Here is a 19,042-nt window from a genome sequence, read left to right on the forward strand (position 1 = left end):
AGCGAGCCGTTTCAACCGAAGCTCAGCTTGCTCTTCTGCCGGCCGTCCGCCTCGAAGTTGGCGGGGTCGAGCCAAGCTTCATAGCCCGCCTTCAGGCGCGGCCATTCGCCGTCGATGATCGAGAACCAAGCGGTGTCGCGGTTCTGGCCCTTGGCCACCATGTGCTGGCGGAAGACACCCTCGAAGGTAAAGCCGAACCGGGTCGCAGCCCGCTTGGACGGCTCGTTGAGATTGTGGCACTTCCATTCGAAACGCCGATAGCCTAGCGTCTCGAAAGCGTAGCGGGCAAAGAGATAGAGCGCCTCCGTCGCCACCCTGGTGCGGGCGATCGCCGGGCCCCAGAGAATGCTGCCGATCTCGATGACGCCATGCACGGGGTCGATCCGCATCAGGGCCTGGCGGCCTTCGGCCTTGCCGCTCGCCTTGTCGATCACCGCGAAGAACATCGGATCGGCGGTCGAGGACGCCTTGTCGAGCCAGGCCGAGAAGTCGGCGGCACTCCCCGGCACGCCCTCGAACAGATAGCGGAAACGCCCATCGGCCCCGGGCTCCTGGGCCGAATGCAGGAGATCGGCGCCATGGCGTGCCGGATCGAGCGGCTCCAGGCGGGCATAGCGTCCATCGAGCACGACGCGCTCCGGGCGCGGTACGCCGTTCCAGGTCGAGAGATCCATCGAATGTCCTTCGCGCAGATGCGATCAGATGATCACATTATTGCGGCGTGGCGATGCGTTGTTCAAGCGAAAGCACCTGCTGGCGCACCACGCCGGACAGGGCCTTGGAGGAGGCGACGGAGGTGAAATCCGTATCGGGATGCGGCACATTGCCGGCACCGCGGAACACCTTCAGGCCATCCGGCATCACCACGATGTCGCCATTGCGCAAGGTGGGATCGACCGAGATCGGGATCTGCGGCAGGCCGCGTGCATTGGACTGGCAGGTGCAGGCCGGATTCTCGCTGTCGCGGAAGGCATAGGCGGTGGGCAGGGCGGTGTAGAGAGCGCCGGCCTTGTCGACGGCCGACTCGATCGCGGGCTTGGTGTTGCCATTGCTGCCATCGTTGGAGCCGCTGGCTTTGTACAGCACCATCTGGCCGCCGGAGCAGGAGGCCTCGCACATCGAGGTCTGCATGTCCTCGTCGCGCTGGGAGCGGATGAAGCCGGTGGCGAAATAATAGCCGTCGCAGGTGCGCACGCAGTAGCCGCGCGCCTTGGGCGTGCTCACCACCGGGGCCGGAGCCGGGCGCGAACGCTGCTGCTGCGGCTGCTGTTGCGGCACGGGTGCCGGCGCCGGCCGCGATTCCTGGCGCGGCCGGAACAGGAAGTCGAACAGGCCCGCCTGAGCGCTGCCACCCACGGCGACCGTCAGGAGCAATCCGGCGGCGAGAGGAAAAGCAAAGCGTTTCAAAGTCATGGCGCGGGTCCCGGCAGAACGTGAAGGGCCGGCAACGGCCGGCCCCGCCTTCTATGCAAGCATCCCGTCAAAATCATGTCGGTGACATCTTGTCACCAACTAGTGATTGTCGCGGGGCACCCCATAGGTCTGAGCGACCTTCTGATACTTGACCGCGGGCTTGAGCACCATACCGTCGCCGAGCTGGTCCACCATGGCGCGCTGGATTTCCTGCCAGGGCGTCTGGCTCGGCGCATAGTGGAAGCCGCCCGCCGCGGCGAGATCGGCCCGGCGCTTGGCCAGTTCCTCGTCGGAGATCAGGATGTTGGCCTCGCCCTTGTTGAGGTCGATGCGCACCTTGTCGCCCGTCTGCAGGATGGCGAGGCCGCCGCCCGCTGCCGCTTCGGGCGAAGCGTTGAGGATGGAAGGCGAGCCGGAGGTGCCCGACTGGCGCCCGTCGCCGATGCAGGGCAGCGAAGTGATACCGCGCTTGATCAGGGCGGCCGGCGGCTGCATGTTCACCACTTCCGCCGCGCCGGGATAGCCGATCGGCCCGGTGCCGCGGATGAACAGCATGCAGTGCTCGTCGATGCCGAGCGAGGGATCCTCGATGCGGTGGTGATAATCCTCCGGGCCCTCGAACACGATGGCCCGTCCCTCGAAGGCACCGGGGTTCTTGGGATCTGCGAGATAGCGATCGTGGAACTCCTTCGAGATCACGCTGGTCTTCATGATCGCCGAATCGAACAGATTGCCCGAGAGCACGATGAAGCCGGCATCCTGCACCAAAGCGGTGTCGAAGCTGCGGATCACGTCGGGCAATTCGATCTTGGCGTCCTTGCAGTTCTCGCCGATCGACTTGCCGTTCACGGTGAGCGCATTCTCGTGGATGAGCTTGTGCTTCATCAGTTCGTTGACCACGGCCGGCACGCCACCGGCATGCTGGTAGTCCTCGCCGAGATATTTGCCGGCCGGCTGCAGGTTCACCAGCAGCGGCACCTTGTGGCCGATGGTCTGCCAGTCGCGGATGTCGAGCTCGACGCCGATATGGCGGGCGATGGCGTTGATGTGGATCGGCGCATTGGTGGAGCCGCCGATGGCCGAATTGACCACGATGACGTTTTCGAAGGCCTCGCGCGTCATGATGTCGGAAGGCTTGAGGTCCTCATGCACCATGTCGACGATGCGCTTGCCGGTCTCGTAGGAAATCTGTTGGCGTTCGCGATAGGGCGCGGGGATGGCGGCCGAACCGGGCAGCTGCATGCCGAGCGCCTCGGCCAGCGAGTTCATGGTGGTGGCGGTGCCCATGGTGTTGCAGTAGCCGGTCGAGGGCGCCGACGAAGCCACCATCTCCATGAAGTTCTCGTAGTCGATCTCGCCGGTGGCGAGCATCTCGCGCGCCTTCCAGACCACCGTGCCCGAACCGGTACGCTCGCCATGCCACCAGCCGTTGAGCATCGGGCCGACCGACAGGGCAATGGCCGGAATGTTCACGGTGGCTGCCGCCATCAGGCAGGCAGGCGTGGTCTTGTCGCAGCCGATGGTCAGCACCACGCCGTCGATCGGATAGCCATAGAGCAGCTCGACCAGGCCGAGATAGGCCAGGTTGCGGTCGAGCGCCGCGCCGGGGCGCTTGCCGGTCTCCTGGATCGGATGCACCGGAAATTCGAAGGCGATGCCGCCCGCCTCGCGGATGCCTTCGCGCACGCGCTGGGCCAGCACGAGATGGTGTCGGTTGCAGGGGGAAAGATCCGAGCCGGTCTGGGCGATGCCGATGATCGGCTTGCCCGACTGCAATTCCTTGCGGGTCAGGCCGAAATTGAGCTGACGTTCGATATAGAGCGCGGTCATGCCCGGATTGTCCGGGTTGTCGTACCAGGCCTGCGACCGCAATCTTTTCGTCTTGTTCTTGGTGTCAGCCATGGCAAGCCTCCCTGTCTTCGTGCCCCGCCTGCGTCGTCGGCAGGTGGCAGTCTTCCTGCAACCAGACGACTTAACACTTTTGTCAGACTATTCGCAACGCCTAAGCGACGAATAGCAGGACGATGCCTTGGGCGCTTTTTACGGCGAGATCGGAGGCCAAGGCGCTTTGCGGTCCAGTGGAATCGCCACGAATCGCAGACGCGCGGCACCGCCGTCGATAAGCTGTTGTTTTTACGCACTTTCTCAATCGAAAAGTCTAGCGGCTTTTCGGGAAAATGCTCCAGGAATTATTCGGAGAATAATGGCAATCGGCGGGGCTCACGCGCCGGCCGATGATGCCGGCCGATAGGTCCAGCGGCGCACGCCCTCCGCCAGGGCCCGCCGCAGCGGTTCGTCATAGAGCTTGAGCAGGACGAAACTCGCCACGCAGACGATGACGATCACGGCCGGCCCTTCGATGCCGGCGTTCTGCTCGCCGAAACGCAGGCGATAGAGGCCGTTGATCCAGCAGAACAGCGGATAATGCAGGCAATAGACCGGATAGGACAGGTCACCGCTGAGGGAGGACCAAGTCGCAATCCGTCCCTGCAGGACCGTGCGCGCACCGGCCAGGATCAGCCAGGGCGCCAGCAGCGCGATCCAGACGAGTTGCATCCAGAGCGGCACCTCGAAGGGGAGATAGAACAGCACCGCCATCCCCGCCGCCAGCGTCCAGAACAGGCGCGGGCCTCCCAGCCAGCCCGGCAGGCGGTCGAGCAGATGGAAAACGGCGACGCCGGCGAAGAAGGAAGCTCCCACCCGCGGAAATCCGCGCCAGAGCGTGTCCGTGGTATCTCCGCCCAGGCCGGTGAAGGGCAGGATCGCCAGGCAGCCGAGGAAGAGGGCGATCGCGAGCGGGAGCTGGCTCACCCGCCGGGTCGCCCACCAGAACGCATTGACCACCAGTTCCAGGAACAGCGAATATTGCGGGCCGTTCAGCGGGAAGACCTGGGGCCCGCCGATGGCGTCGGGCGCATCGAGATAGGGCAGGTTGACCAGGCCGAGCAGCAGGGCCAGCGTCAGAGCGGCAAAGGGCACCTCGCCCTCCAGGTGCCCGGAACGCAGCCCGACATAGAGCGCGCTGACCACCAGCCCCAAAACGATCAGCGGCATCAGCCGGATCAGCCTGGCGCGCATGAAGCCGGAAAACGACAGGGACTGCCGGCGCTTGCAATAGGCCAGGCTCAGCACGAAACCGCTCAGGCAGAAGAACAGGTCCACCGCAAGGCTGGCATTGGAAGCCAGGCCCGGGATATCGAACCAGTGGCCGAGATGGAAGATCAGCACGGACAGCGCAGCAAAGCCGCGCAAGCCGTCCAATGACGCTAAGTGCTGCGGCGAGCGGCCGGCCTCCCGCTCCCCAGAGCCAAGCGCTTGAGGCGTCGTCACGGCCATCGCCAGTAACCTTCAGTCGTCGATCTTGTTCAAGATCAACCTGAGCCAGATCGCGCCTGTTTCGTCAATTCAGCCACATGGAGGCGTCTGCCTACGCCGACTAGACTTCGGAAGGAGGCAATCATGCTTGGCCTGCCCGCCTCTCCGGCTTTCGGATGAAGTCGAAATCCTCCTTGACACGCGCCCTACTGCGATTTGCAAAGACAGGAGGATGCGCCCGCATTAAATCTTGCCTTGTTCGCGATTCCGCCATAGCCCTTGCACCGCCAGGACATGCCATCCCGATGACTTTCCCCAGCGCGCCACATCTCGTTCCGGCCTTCTCCCGCATCGGCGAGGAGAACGCCTTCGCCGTGCTCGCAAGGGCGACGGATCTGGCGCGGGAGGGGCGCGACGTCATCAATCTGGGCATCGGCCAGCCCGATTTCCCCACGCCCGACCATATCGTCGAAGCCGCCATCAAGGCGCTGCGCGACGGCCATCACGGCTATACGCCGGCCACCGGCATCCTACCCCTGCGCGAGGCGGTGGCCGACGACGTCGAGCGCCGCACCGGCGTTGCCGTCTCGCCCGACGAGGTCATCGTGGTACCGGGCGGCAAGGTCACCATGTTCATGGCCATCCTGATGTTCGGGGAGCCCGGCGCGGAGATCCTCTATCCCGATCCCGGCTTTCCGATCTACCGCTCGATGATCGAGTTCACCGGCGCCACGCCGGTACCGGTGCCGATCCGCGAGGAGAACGGCTTTGCCTTCTCGGCGGCCGAGACGCTGGCGCTGATCACGCCCAAGACCCGCCTCCTCATCCTCAACTCGCCGGCCAACCCCACGGGCGGCGTCACGCCCAAGGCCGAGATCGACGCGCTGGTGCAGGGGCTGGAAGCGCACCCGCATGTCGCCATTCTCTCCGACGAGATCTACAGCCAGATGAGCTATGACGGGCTCCAGCACGTCTCGCTGCTGTCCTATCCCTCCATCCGCGACCGCCTGATCCTGCTCGACGGCTGGTCCAAGACCTATGCCATGACCGGCTGGCGCATGGGCTTCTCGCTCTGGCCGAAAGCCTGGGGCGATGCCGCCCGCAAGCTGGCGGTCAATTCCTATTCCTGCGTCAATGCCAGCGCGCAATGGGCCGGGCTTGCCGCGCTCACCGGCCCGCAGGACGCGGTGCATGCCATGGTCGCCGAGTTCGACCGGCGCCGGAAGATCGTGGTCGACGGCCTCAACCAATTGCCCGGTGTCAGCTCCGTGGTGCCGAAGGGCGCCTTCTATGCCTTCCCCAACATCCGGGCGACCGGCTGGAAGGCCAAGCCGCTTGCCTCCGCCCTCCTCGAAAAGGCCGGCGTCGCAACTATCGGCGGCCCGGATTTCGGCGTGCATGGCGAGGGCTATATCCGCCTGTCCTACGCCAATTCCGCCGAGAACATCCAACGGGCACTGGTGCGCATGGGCGAATTCCTCAGCGCCAATCCGGGAACGGGGGCGTAGAAGACGGACGTTGCGATCCGCGTTGGACGAGGCAGGATGAAGCAAGCCGAGGCGCAACGCCGATGTCCCCCTCGCCCCGCGAGCGGGGAGAGGGTAAGGGTGAGGGGCAGCTCAATACTCACCCAGTCCCCTCGCGCCGCCCCTCATCCTCACCTTCTCCCCGTAAGAACGGGGCGAAGGAGCGGCCAGCGTCGCGCCACCATCATGCTGGCATAGTGCCCCACGCTTCCACTTCGATCTGAATTCGCAAGGAACAACGACATGACCGATCTCGTCTCCATCGGCGAATGCATGGTGGAATTGTCGCGCCGCGGGGACGGCATGTCGCTGGGCTATGGCGGCGACACCTTCAACACCGCCGTCTATGCGGCCCGCCTCGGGCTCGACGTCGCCTATGCCACGGCGCTGGGGGACGATCCCTATTCCCAGGCGATCGCCGACCTTGCCGCCGGCGAGAAGGTCGGCATGGCCGGCGTGCCGCGCCTGGCCGGCCGGGTGCCGGGGCTCTATGTCATCGAGACCGATGCCAAGGGCGAGCGACGCTTCTATTACTGGCGCGACAGCGCGCCGGCGCGCAGCCTGTTCGAGCTGGCCGAGGCCGAGGCGCTGATCGCCCGCATCGAGAGCGCCGCCATCGTCTATTTCTCGGGCATCACGCTCTCGCTCTATGCGCCGCCGGGCCTGGAGCGCTTCGCGCAGGTGCTGGCCCGGGCCAAGGCTGCCGGCGCCGCGATCGCCTTCGACGGCAATTACCGCCCGCGCGGCTGGGGCGGCGATCCCGCCCGCGCCCGCCAGGTCTTCGGCCGCTTCCTGCCGCTGGTCGACATCATCATGCCGACCTTCGACGACGAGCAGGCCCTGTGGGGCGATGCCACGCCGCAGGACACCATCGCCCGCCTCGCCGACCACGGCATCGGCGAGATCGCGGTGAAGGACGGCACCAACGGCGCCTTCCTGCGCCGGAGCGGCGTCGATGGCCATGTGCCGGTGCCCGAGGCCGTCTCGCCCGTCGACACCACCGCGGCCGGCGACAGCTTCAACGCCGGCTATCTTGCCGCCCGCCGGCGCGATCGCAGCAATGTGGAAGCCGCCCTGCAGGGCCACCGCCTTGCCGCGCGCGTGATCACCCATCGCGGCGCCATCATTCCTTCCGAGGCGATGGCCGGATTGTGACTCACAATTCACGCGGCTGCCGTTGGAATGCCATGTTCTGTCAGCATGAACGGCCCGTCTCCTGATCCTGGACTGAACAATTCAGGAGTGGATACCGGGCACGGTGGCCACTTCGAACCCGTTCTACTGCTGACAGGAGGCTCTGATCGTATAAAAACGATTCAGCTTCTAGGATATTCGCATTGAAACGGGATCAAGGCATGGCTGAAGTGGTGGGTTCGCTCGACCGCGCCGTGGCGCGCGACGACGGTCCCAAGGTCCCGGCGGCCGCCATCCCGACGGCCGAGCGCCCGAAGACCGGGCTGCTCCGGCGCATCGACTGGAGCAAGGCCGGCCTCCTGGTCGGTCTCGCCATCTTCACCATCGCCGCCGCCGCGCTCTACCAGATCTTTTCCGGCATCACCTGGTCGGAGGTGAACAATGCGCTGTCGCGCATCGCCTGGGGCCAGGTGGCGCTCGCCTTCCTCGCCACCGCCCTCTCCTACAGCGCCCTGATCGGCTACGACCTGCTCGCCTTGCGCCATGTCGGGGCGCGGCAGGTGCCGCTGCCGATCATCGCCTTCACCTCCTTCATCAGCCACGCCTTCACCTACACGCTCGGCTTCGGCGTGCTCACCGGCGGGGCCGTGCGCTGGCGCATCTACCAGTCGCACGGCGTGAAGCCGAGCCTGATCCTGGCCGTGGGGGCTCTGACCACCCTCACCTTCTGGCTCGGCATCGCCACGGTCGCCGCGATCTGCCTGTTGTTCCAGCCCTCGGTACTGGCCCCGCTGGACGGGCTCGCCCCCGGCCTCAACCTCGCCATCGGCCTTGCCGTGCTCGGCGGGGTCGCGATCTGGGTGATCGTCTCGGCCCTGCGCCCGCGCACGATCAGGGTCGGCGAGCACGCCATGCCCCTGCCCGGCCCGGGGGCGACGCTCGGGGCCATCCTGGTCGGCCTGCTCGACACGGTGGCCGCCGCCGGGGCGCTCTGGCTGATCATGCCGGCGGGCCCCGATGCCGGCTTCATGAGCTTCCTGGCGGTGTTCGCCGTCGCCACGGTGCTCGGCGTCATCAGCCATGTGCCGGGCGGCGTCGGCGTGTTCGAGACCACCCTGATCCTGGCCCAGCCGCAGATCCCGGCGGCGGACATGCTGGTCTCGCTGATCCTGTTCCGCCTGGTCTACTACGTCATTCCCTTCGCCATCGCCTGCCTGATGTTCGGCGGCTACGAGATCCGCCAGCGCCAGCATTCGGTCGGCCGGATCGCCAGGACCATCCACGAGATCGCCCGGCCGATCATCCCGCGCGCCGCCAGCATCGCGGTGTTCATCGGCGGCGTCATCCTGTTGTTCTCCAGCGCCACGCCCGAGGAACATTACCGCATCGCCATCCTGCGCGGCGTGATCCCGCTGCCCTTCGTCGAGGTCTCGCAGCTGGCCGGCAGCATTTCGGGTCTGGTCCTGCTGGTGATCTCCTACGGCCTGGTCCGGCGCATGGCCAATGCCCAGCGCATCGCGGTGCTGCTGCTGGTCGCCGGCGCCGTCTTCGCGCTGTTCAAGGGCCTCGACATCGAAGAGGCCATCATCTGCTCGATCGTCGCCGGCCTGCTCGTGCTCTACCAGGACGAGTTCTACCGCCAGGCCGACCTGTTCTCGGTCAGGCCCTCCTTCGAGTGGATCCTGGCCTGCGTCGTCGCCATCGGCGCCACGATCTGGCTCGGCTTCTTCGCCTATGCCAATGTCGACTACCAGCACAAATTATGGTGGGATTTCGCCTATAACGCGGACGCCCCGCGCTTCCTGCGCGCCACGCTGGCCATGGCCGTGGTCGCCATCGGCATCGCCGCCTATATCCTGATGCATCCGAGCCGCGCCGCCTTCGACCCGGCGACGCCCGAGGAGCTGGAAACGCTGGTGCCGCTGATCAGCGATTCCACCCGCTCCGACGCGCATCTCGCCCTGCTCGGCGACAAGCGCTTCCTGCTCTCGGCCAGCGGCAAGGGCTTCACCATGTACGGCGTGCAGGGGCGCAGCTGGATCGCCATGGGCGACCCGGTGGCGCCCGAGGACGAGGTCGACGCCATGGTCTGGCGCTTCAAGGAGCTGGTCGACCGCAATGGCGGCACGCCGGTGTTCTACCAGGTCACCACCGGCCACCTGCCCGCCTATCTCGATGCCGGCTTTTCGCTCGCCAAGCTCGGCGAGGAAGCCTGGGTCGACCTGAACAAGTTCACGCTCGAAGGCAGCGAGGGCCGGCGCCTGCGCCAAGCCCGCGCCAAGGCCGAGCGCTCCGGCGCCTCCTTCGAGATCGTGCCGGCGGCCGAGGTCGAGGCCATCCTGCCCGAGCTGCAGGCCGTCTCCGATGCCTGGCTCGAGGAGAAGGGCAACAAGGAGAAGGGCTTTTCGCTCGGCTTCTGGTCGCCGGACTATATCCGCCGCTACGACCAGGCCGTGATCCGCCAGGACGGCCGCATCGTCGCCTTCGCCAATATCTGGCGCGGCGCCGACCGCCAAGAATATACGGTCGACCTGATGCGCTACCTGCCGCAGGGCCCGGCCGGCATGATGGACCTGCTGTTCATCGGCCTGCTGGCCCAGGCCAAAAGCGAGGGCTTCGCCTGGTTCAATCTCGGCATGGCGCCGCTCTCCGGCCTGCCGCGCCACCGCCTCGCCTCGCTGTGGAGCCGCGTCGGCTCCTTCGTCTACAAGCGCGGCGACCGCTTCTACAATTTCGAAGGCCTCAGGGCCTATAAGGACAAGTTCAAGCCGGATTGGCGCCCGAAATATCTTGCCTTTCCGGGGGGCCTGGCCCTACCGCAGATTCTCATGGATGTTACCGGCTTGATCGCTTCGAGCCCGAGACGCGCTTTGCCCGAGGAGGCCAGTTGATGCGCCGCATCGCCCTGTTCTGTTTTGCCCTGCTGGCCTCGACGGCATCGGCCCTGGCGGCCCCGCGCGAAGTGAAGGTGCAGGAGGAGATCCTCGGCACCGTCACCGTGCTCGCCCCCGAGGAGGAGCCCACCAAATTCGTCGCCTTGCTCTCCGACAAGGACGGGCTCACGCCGGCCTACCGGGCCGTCGCCGACAAGCTGGTCGACCAGGGCGCCGCCGTGATGCTGATCGACAGCCAGGCCTTCATCGACGGCCTCGCCAAGGGCGACGAGGAGGATTGCCACTACGCCTTCGGCGACATCGAGGATTCGGCCCGCGAGGCGCAGCGCCAACTGGGCATGCAGACCTGGCGCTGGCCGGTGGTGATGGGCCTCGGCACGCTGGGCGGCACCTTCGCCTATATCAATCTCGCCCAGGCGCCTGAGAACACCGCCGCCGGCGCCGTCTCCACCGGCTTTTCCGACGAAATGGCCTCCAAGCTGCGCATGTGCGAGGGCGCGCCCGTCTCCAAGGCGGCCGACGGCCAATGGCAGTACAAGCCCCTCGCCAAGGTGCCCGGGCGCTGGACCTATGTCGGCGCCGCCGCCCCCGACGCGACCACCCAGGCCTTCGTCGCCGGCACCAAGGATGCCCAGTCCGTCGTCGCCGATGGCGGCCCGGATGCCCTCGTCGATGCCGCGGTGAAGGCCGCCGTCGAGATGGGCGCGCCGCCCAACCAGGAACTCGGCGACCTGCCTTTGGTGGAGCTACCGGCCTCGGGCCCGCCCACGGGCCTTGCCATCTTCATCTCCGGCGACGGCGGCTGGCGCGACATCGACAAGACCATCGGCGAGATCCTGCAGAAGGAAGGCGTCGCCGTGGTGGGCGTCGACTCGCTGCGCTATTTCTGGAGCACCAAGGAGCCGGACGTCATCGCCGGCGACCTCACCCGCATGATCGGCTATTACACCAAGCTGTGGGGCGCCAAGCGTGTCGCCGTGATCGGCTATTCGCTGGGCGCCGACGTGATCCCCTTCGTCTGGCAGAAGCTGCCGCCGCCCATGCAGAAGAAGATCAACCTCCTCGCCATGCTGGGCCTGGAGCCGACCGCCGATTTCGAGATCTCCGTCTCCGGCTGGCTCGGCGTCGCCTCCTCCTCGGACGTCGACCTCAAGCCCTATCTGCCCGGCCTGCCCTTCGAGAAGACCATGTGCTTCTACGGCAAGGAGGAAGTGGTCGAGAACGGCACCGCCTGCGTCTTCCCCGAAATGAGCAAGGCGACGCTGATCGAGCGGCCGGGCGGGCATCATTTCGACGGGAATTACGAGCCTGTAGCGCGGGCGATCCTGGAGCGGTTAAAAAAGTAGGGGTGAGGCTTACGCGGGGAACGGGACCAAGAGGAGCCATGGCGATTGAAGTACGCCCCTCGGAACAACTGAATTGGGGCCCCCAAAGGCAGACTGGCGGCTTCTACTGTCCGCCGGATCGATAGCGGACGTTCGCGACGTCTTGGCCAAAGGTCGAGATTGACCCAACCGAGACGTGAAGAAGGTCTGCTCTCCGAGGATGGGTCTCCGTAGGAGGTGTTGCCCAGCGGATCGCTAGTTGCAGATAGCGTCAAAAGGCAAGCGCGTTGGAACCGTTTCGGAGTGATACGATGAGCGCAATGCCTGGAGCGCGACAATATCCAAGGCTTGATTGCCTGTGCAGACTGAAGATGAAACGATTGTCTCTTTGACCTGTGTGATTAAGATCGGCATTTGAAAACTCCGCCCTAGGATGGGCTGCCAATCGCAATGCCAAAGCTACTACTCAACGCCGCGACCATTTTCACAGCGCCAGACGTTAGGTTAACCGTCGGCGTTCAACCCTATAAGAAGGAAGTTCTGGACAGCGGTCGACAGAAGCACCGCGGGAATTACTTCTTGAAGCGGGGGGGGAGAGGACGGAGCTTCCATAATCGCTATTCCACTCAAGCCCGGTCTACCACCGCTCGGCGACACTAGCGAAGAACATGAGCTGGCAAAAGCACCCTGGTTGCTTGCTTCTCTTGGTATTGAAGCGCTGACGGCTTTTTTTGAGAGGGTAAGGCGGCCGATTCTCAAACACCGACCGCTCCGAATTCTTTCCGCACAGCCGAGTAACATTCTTCCTCCGCATAAATCACTGCCCAGCTGGCTGCAGCGGCGACTGATCCTCAATTTCGAGACCCGAACGATTAGGGACCGCGATGAGAAATACGTCGTTGTTCTTGTATGCGGTGTTGGAACGCGACACATTATCGACGCTCCTTGTAAAGACCTTTTTGCTGACGGGTTTCCGTTGGTGGGAAAGTATGTGTCCGCTTTCATGAAGCCTGATGACACGCGCATCAGCAATTATCTCAAGCTGCGTGGGCGTGTCATAAGCATCAAAGGCTCCGAATTATTCTTGGACGACCATGGAGACAATCCTCCGTCCATTAATATGGCCGATGCATACCTTGAGCCGAGGCGCGAGAATTTCGCCGCTTGTGTTAATCATCTCATTGGAAATGAGGCGGGTGGTCGCCTACTCGAACAAGCCGAGGGCGAGGCAAGCCGCATTCTGGGCGGCTCAGAACGTCTAAGTCTTATCAGACGAACCTTCGATTACATCCGCAAGCAAGACATTGAGCTTGCGCCGGGTGTACCGTTCCAACTAGGGCAACTGGCGGGAACGTCACGCGACAGCTGGGTTTTCCGAACGGATATAATCCAGAAGCCACTTCTCGTCTTCGACCCGAGTGGCACGAAAACTGACCGGTGGAATGAACGTGGTCTCGATCAGAATGGGCCTTATGACCAGCGCACCTTTGCGCCAAAGCAACTCCATATAGCAGTTGTGTGTCAAGCGGCCCACGAGGGCCAAGTTGATGCCTTCATAGCGAAGTTCCTAGACGGCTTGCCAGATGTTAAGACCGGAAGCGGAGACTGGGTACGCGCGCCCTATGCGAAGGGCTTGATCAGGCGCTACGCGCTTCAAGCGCCGAAGGTGCAGACGTACGTGTCGCAGAGCAGTTCGGTTGAGGACTATGTTGCCGCCTGCCGGGACGCTGTGGAAGCGGCAACTGACGGCGGCTTTGAATGGAACCTCGCTATTGTTCAAATCGACAAAGATTTTAGAGATCTCCACGAAGCGTACAATCCGTATTTCGCGGTGAAAGCTGCTTTCTTGAAACAACGTGTTCCGGTCCAGGAAATCACGCTCGAGACCATTCGTTTTATTGACCAGCAGTTGGTCTTCGCCATGAATAACATGAGCGTGGCGACTTATTCCAAGATCGGCGGGATTCCGTGGCTTTTGAAGTCGCAGCCGACGGTCGCACACGAACTTGTCGTCGGGATCGGTTCCCAAACAATATCGAGTTCGCGCTTGGGCAACCAGGAACGAGTTGTTGGCATCACGACCTTATTCAGCAGTGACGGCAGATATTTGCTCGATGATAGAACTGCCGCTGTCCCATTTTCGCAATACAAGGAGGAACTTACAAGGTCTCTGAGACGATCCATTGAAAGTGTTCGCAAGACAGATAATTGGCGCAGCACCGACGCTGTTCGCCTCGTTTTTCATGCGTTCAAGCAATTGGCAGACGCTGAAGCGGAAGCTGTGGTCGAACTCGTCGAGGGGTTGGGACTGACACAAGTCAAGTTCGCTTTTTTGCACTTGGTCGATGCGCATCCGTTCACGATCTTCGATGATGCACAGCCTGGCATTCGTCAGCGAGACGGTTCCTACAAAGGCTCTAAAACACCTGAGCGCGGCGTTACTGTCTCTCTGGGGGGCGGGGAGACACTCCTTTGCCTGACCGGCCCTAAAGACCTAAAGCAGGCTAATCACGGTATGCCCCAGCCGATGTTGCTTCGCCTGCATCGCCGGTCAACCTTCAGAGACATGACCTATCTGACAAGGCAGGTCTTTGATTTCTCATGCCATTCCTGGCGAATGTTCACTCCTGCCCCGACACCAATCACGATCCACTATTCGGAGCTCATCGCCCGCCTGCTTAGCGGACTTCGTCATGTGCCTACATGGGACGCTGACATGATGCTCGGACCGATTAGCCGAACGCGATGGTTCCTGTGAGCGAGCCTAGCCTCCTTCTCCTGCGGCGGACGCTATCCGAAGCGGCGAAGGATGATCGTACCCAGCCGCCGCACGCCCGTGCTTTCGCGGCTTGGATACAGCAGGATACGGTGGTGAAATCGCCGCTCCTTGAAGTGCTCGCGCATGAGGCGGCCAAGTCTCAAGGTGCCGCCCGACAGACCGCTCACGTGGCAGTTCTCGGCTATGCAGCCAACGTCAGCAACGACTTTGTATATCACTTTGTTGACGCCGTGGACTGGTTGAGCGCTAGACAGTATTTTGTACCAGGGCGGCCACCTTCATTTGAGGTCGATGGCATCGGTTTGTTTGGCGTGGCGATCGGGCTGAGAGCGCTAGGCCCGTTGAAAGCGAAATCAGCACGCGACTGGCTGGAGAACCTGCTTCAGCAGACGCTAAAATATCGGCGACCTTCTGACTGGAACGAAACGCTTATCCGAGCCGCACTTGAACTGTTGTTGGAAGGGCCCGTCGGTAAAAGCGAAGGCGTGTTTCCCGATCTCAGGGCGGCCCTCTGCGGCAAGGGGCTCGCGCAAACGACGGCGGCGACTCGGGCGGATGCCTGGGATTTAATCTCAGGCCTGTCGTCGCTTGATGATATGACCCGGGCTGCTGCGCAGGTGGCGGCGACAGCATTTTTGTTGCGCGACACAGCCGCTGTCCGCCTCGGCTCCACGACCCTCGAAGATGTCGGCCGATTACTTAGCGGCGTATCGAGATCGATGCGTCGATGGGCGTGGGACGCCTCTCCTCGCACGCCCCGCTCCCGGCCGGCTAGATGGGATATCGAGAACGAATATCACGTTCAGGATATGCTGTGGTCCGTGATAGCGCCGGTATTTCCAGATCTGGACGACGAGGAGTGGCTCAAATCACTCGGCCATCATCACCCGCGAGCCGACCTCGCTATCCCCTCGCTGAAACTAATCATTGAGGTGAAATTCCTGCGTAAAGCCACTCCCTCGGCGCTTTCGGATATTATTAAAGAGGTTGCCGCGGATGCTAGCACCTATTTAAGAGAGGATAGCCCGTTTCATCAGATCATCGCGTTCATTTGGGACGACACAGCGACCACAGAACAACATGCGGAGTTGAGGCAAGGCTTATTAAGCATTAAAGGTGTCGCAGACACTATTATTCTTCCTCGCCCAAAGAAGATGATTCGATAATTGAATGAATAAAAGGAATATATATCGCAAATTACTTAAAAGTAATCGAGAAGATGACGCCTGTCAGCATTATGGTGGCCTTTGCGGCGACGCTGCACTTAATTGACGATCCCAATTCTGTAGCAATTAAATTCGTTGGCTCCGTAGTCCGGTGGTGGCACTAGGCAGAAGCGAGGTCGAAGTATGTGTGCTGGGGCAACGTCCACGGCCCGAGCAAAGTCACTTGAAAAGCAGCGAGCGCACCCCTATTTTGTCTCTACGTTGCCGGCGATAACCTTCAGCTCACCCGGCGGTCCCTTTGGCCCACCTGACGGAAAGCCGAGAGACACGCTTCGAGGCCATACGGTTCTCTCAGTTGACGACTCTATGTTGATAGGGTTGCAGGTTGCCGGGGACGAGAACATGGAGGTGAGCAATGCGTAAAAAGCACAGTCTCACGCGCCTTGCTCTGAGTTCACTTCCGGTGATCGTGCTCATTCTTGAGCTGATTAACGTGTTGCTTGATCTCATGAGCAAGGTCGTCAACTATGCCCGTCGCGTTCGAAACCTATCAATATTCTTACCTGCGTAAAGGTAAGCCTGTTTTCGTCCCGAGCGAGCGAGGCGAAAAGATTGGGCGCGCGTTGAAAGCCAAAGTAGAGCAGGCGACGGCTTTCGACGGCTTTTATTACCACTTGCGCGAGGGGGGGCACGTTGCGGCATTGCACGTGCATCGCGATCATCGGTATTTCGCACGCCTAGACATCGAGCGTTTTTTCTATGGCATCGGACGTAATCGCGTTGCCCGAGAGCTCCATGCCATCGGAATTGAGAGAGCCGGAACGATGGCGAAATGGTCCTGTGTGAGAAACCCCTTCAACGAGCCGCGATACGCACTGCCATATGGGTTCGTGCAGTCGCCCATCCTCGCCACGCTGGTCTTGATGCACTCGGGGGTTGGAAACTTCCTCCGTCGTTTGCCAAAGGCCGTGACGGCTTCGGTCTATATGGACGACATTGCCCTATCATCGGACAATAAAGGCATCTTAGAGGGCGTGTATACTGATCTTCGACGGGTCCTCGATGACGGAAATTTCACGATCAATGAGAACAAGGTTTATGGCCCTGCCGAGGCCATCGAACTATTTAATTGCGAGCTGACCCAACATTATGCTTCGGTCCTGCAAGCGCGACGCGATGAATTCCACCAGGTTGAACGATCCGCTACCAGCGTTGCCGCTTTCGCCAAGTACTGTGAGCAAGTAGAGGCTGGAAACGCGGTCCCGCCGCAGGCCGCTTGAGGAATATTTGCCGATGTACGTGAATTACGGTGACAGTGCATTTAATGGAGAACGACAAATCTAACAAAGATTGATCAGTTCATCGTAATTCCAACGTTACCAACTCGCAGAATATACGTATTACGAACCCATTCATAAATTCCACATGTAGGCCGAGTGGCGGCTGCACAAGGGCAATTTCTTCGGTGATGAATGCATCCCAATCGCATGCCTGGTCAAAATAGGCGATTTCTATCCCCTCATCGTTTAGAGGCGCTGCAATCAGATTTATGTTGTTGAATGCAGTTCTTACATCACCTGTACAATGTAAACTTACACGCAATGGCAGGTTTTCTGGATCAATCGCGTGCTGATTCTGTACAAAGGTGAGGGTTACCGCTGTGCCACCCTCGTCAGTTCCGAAAGACTCCAGATTGTATGCATTGTGAAGATCAATGAATCTGTCACCCAATACAATCACTGAAAAGTCATCGAACTTGAAGTTTCGCCGCATGGATCTGGCCCAATTTACCACGCTTTAAACCTGTTGCGCATCTTGCCAGGGCGTCAACAGAAATGTCGGCTAAACACCTCAAATCTGTCCGACACAATACCCGACTTGCCCCCGTCACATCCCTGTGGAACCCTCCCTCCTCCACCGCCTTTCGGGATGCCCGCCATGTCTCGTCTCAATCGCCGCCAGACGCTCGGCCTCGGCCTTGCCGCCGGCTTTTCCGTCACCATGCTGTCGGGCGCGGCCGAGACCGCCGAGGCGGCGCCTGCCGGCACCACCTTCTCGCTGCTGCTCGTCAACGACATCTACAAGGCCGGCGACACCAAGGGCCGCGGCGGCTTTGCCAAGCTCGCGGCCGTGGTCAAGGCCGAGCGCGCCCGCGGCGTGCCGATGCTGTTCTGCCATGCGGGGGATTGCTTCTCGCCCTCGCTGATGTCGGGCTTCGACCAGGGCGAGCACATCGTCGCGCTCACCAACATGATCCGGCCCGACATCTTCGTGCCGGGCAATCACGAGTTCGACTTCGGCACCGAGGTCTATTTCAAGCGCATGGGGGAAGCGAACTTTCCCTTCTACGCCGCCAATATGCGCCGGGCCGATGGCAGCCCGATCCCCGGCATGAAGGACAATTCGATCCACGAGCTCGGCGGCATCAAGGTCGGCGTCACCAGCCTGGCTTTGGCGGCGACGCCCCAGATGTCGCAGAGCGGCGACCTTACCTTCGCGCCCGAGCTGGAGACGCTGAAGCGCGAGGTGGAGATCCTGCGCAGAGAGGGCGCCGAATTCATCGTCTGCGTCGCCCATACCGATCGCGCCATGGACAACGAGATCGTGCGCTCGCGGCTGGTCGACGTGCTGCTGACGGGCCACGACCACGATCTCGCCATCAGCTATGACGGCCGCACGGTGATGGTGGAATCCAACGAGGAGGGCAATTTCGTCACCGCCGTCGATTTCGTGGCGACGGCGAGCGGCGAAGGCAAGAGCCGCAAGATCGCCTGGCTGCCGAGCTTTCGCGTGCATGACAGCCTGTCGGTCGAGGCGGACCCCGAGGTGCAGGCCGCCGTCGACAAGCTCGAGGCCGAGCTCTCGCGCGAGCTCGATGTCGTGATCGCCACCACCGCGGTCGAGCTCGACAGCCGTACCGCCAGCGTGCGCTCCCAGGAAACCGCCATGGGCGATCTCATCGCCGATGCCATCCGCGCCCGCATCGGCGCCGATTGCGCCATCATCAATGGCGGCGGCATCCGCGCCAACAAGCTCTATCCAGCCGGCGCCAAGCTGACCCGCCGCGACATCCTCTCCGAACTACCCTTCGGCAACACCAGCGTGCTGGTCGAGCTCAAGGGCGCCGATATCAAGGCCGCGCTCGAAAACGGCGTCTCGCAGCTGGAGAATTATGCCGGCCGCTTCCCGCAGGTCTCGGGCCTGGCCATCGTGGTGGACGCCAAGGCGCCGGTGGGCGCGCGCATCGCCTCGGTCAGCGTCAACGGCGAGACGCTCGATCTGGCGCGGCGCTACAAGGTCGCCTCCAACAATTTCATGCTGGCCGGCGGCGACGGCTATGACGCCATCGGCCGCGGGCGCGTGCTGATCGGGGCGACCGACGGCAAGCTGCTCGCCAATGAGGTGATGGTCTATCTGCGCGAGAAGGGTACCCTCACCACCGGCGTCGGCGGGCGGATCAAGGTGGAAAGCTGAGGAGAGCCTGGGAGCG

At 62.4% G+C, this 19,042-nt stretch carries 13 protein-coding genes; 8 read left to right on the top strand and 5 right to left on the bottom strand.

Translation table 11 applies throughout. The features are described 5' to 3' along the window. Positions 1-11: 11 nt before the first annotated feature. The 4 genes from ACTJKX_RS30330 to ACTJKX_RS30345 form a co-directional block, all read right to left on the bottom strand. The gene (locus ACTJKX_RS30330; RefSeq protein ID WP_394314894.1) at positions 12-674 is read right to left on the bottom strand and encodes a GNAT family N-acetyltransferase; all 663 of its coding nucleotides are present in this window, start codon (positions 672-674) and stop codon (positions 12-14) included. 37 nt (positions 675-711) lie between these two features. Continuing rightward, complete coding sequence (locus ACTJKX_RS30335; RefSeq protein WP_311944431.1) at positions 712-1,413, bottom strand: DUF2865 domain-containing protein; 702 nt, start codon at positions 1,411-1,413, stop codon at positions 712-714. Positions 1,414-1,512: 99 nt separating this feature from the next. Further along, the gene (locus ACTJKX_RS30340; protein WP_415085566.1) at positions 1,513-3,315 is read right to left on the bottom strand and encodes an IlvD/Edd family dehydratase; all 1,803 of its coding nucleotides are present in this window, start codon (positions 3,313-3,315) and stop codon (positions 1,513-1,515) included. 318 nt (positions 3,316-3,633) lie between these two features. Beyond that, positions 3,634-4,743 (bottom strand): acyltransferase family protein, encoded by a 1,110-nt coding sequence (locus ACTJKX_RS30345; protein WP_440727538.1) that lies wholly within the window; start codon positions 4,741-4,743, stop codon positions 3,634-3,636. Positions 4,744-5,033: 290 nt separating this feature from the next. On the opposite strand from ACTJKX_RS30345, the gene ACTJKX_RS30350 reads away from it, so the two are divergent. From ACTJKX_RS30350 to ACTJKX_RS30380, 7 genes are all read left to right on the top strand, one after another. Then, positions 5,034-6,236, top strand: a complete 1,203-nt coding sequence (locus ACTJKX_RS30350) for a pyridoxal phosphate-dependent aminotransferase (protein ID WP_440727539.1) — start codon at positions 5,034-5,036, stop codon at positions 6,234-6,236. Between the two features lie 261 nt (positions 6,237-6,497). Then, the gene (locus ACTJKX_RS30355) at positions 6,498-7,409 is read left to right on the top strand and encodes a sugar kinase (protein ID WP_440727540.1); all 912 of its coding nucleotides are present in this window, start codon (positions 6,498-6,500) and stop codon (positions 7,407-7,409) included. A gap of 200 nt (positions 7,410-7,609) precedes the next feature. Next, on the top strand, positions 7,610-10,279 hold the full coding sequence (gene mprF / locus ACTJKX_RS30360; protein ID WP_440727541.1) for a bifunctional lysylphosphatidylglycerol flippase/synthetase MprF: 2,670 nt from the start codon (positions 7,610-7,612) through the stop codon (positions 10,277-10,279). Beyond that, on the top strand, positions 10,279-11,628 hold the full coding sequence (locus ACTJKX_RS30365) for a virulence factor family protein (RefSeq protein WP_440727542.1): 1,350 nt from the start codon (positions 10,279-10,281) through the stop codon (positions 11,626-11,628). Before mprF ends, ACTJKX_RS30365 begins: the two co-directional genes overlap by 1 nt. 670 nt (positions 11,629-12,298) lie before the next feature. Then, on the top strand, positions 12,299-14,365 hold the full coding sequence (locus tag ACTJKX_RS30370) for an argonaute/piwi family protein (protein WP_440727543.1): 2,067 nt from the start codon (positions 12,299-12,301) through the stop codon (positions 14,363-14,365). Positions 14,366-14,478: 113 nt separating this feature from the next. Beyond that, positions 14,479-15,552, top strand: coding sequence for a hypothetical protein (locus tag ACTJKX_RS30375; RefSeq protein ID WP_440727544.1), 1,074 nt, complete (start codon positions 14,479-14,481; stop codon positions 15,550-15,552). A gap of 527 nt (positions 15,553-16,079) precedes the next feature. Next, positions 16,080-16,832 (top strand): reverse transcriptase domain-containing protein, encoded by a 753-nt coding sequence (locus ACTJKX_RS30380; protein ID WP_440727545.1) that lies wholly within the window; start codon positions 16,080-16,082, stop codon positions 16,830-16,832. A 79-nt stretch (positions 16,833-16,911) separates the two neighbouring features. On the opposite strand, the gene ACTJKX_RS30385 is transcribed toward ACTJKX_RS30380, so the two are convergent. Then, positions 16,912-17,325: a hypothetical protein gene (locus tag ACTJKX_RS30385; RefSeq protein ID WP_440727546.1), complete on the bottom strand. Its 414-nt coding sequence runs from the start codon at positions 17,323-17,325 to the stop codon at positions 16,912-16,914. Positions 17,326-17,490: 165 nt separating this feature from the next. On the opposite strand from ACTJKX_RS30385, the gene ACTJKX_RS30390 reads away from it, so the two are divergent. Continuing rightward, positions 17,491-19,026 carry a bifunctional metallophosphatase/5'-nucleotidase gene (locus ACTJKX_RS30390; protein ID WP_440727547.1) on the top strand — a complete coding sequence of 512 codons (1,536 nt, stop codon included), beginning with the start codon at positions 17,491-17,493 and terminating at the stop codon, positions 19,024-19,026. Positions 19,027-19,042: the final 16 nt, after the last annotated feature.

The organism is Labrys sp. 22185, assembly GCF_052045555.1.
Classification (GTDB): domain Bacteria; phylum Pseudomonadota; class Alphaproteobacteria; order Rhizobiales; family Labraceae; genus Labrys; species Labrys neptuniae.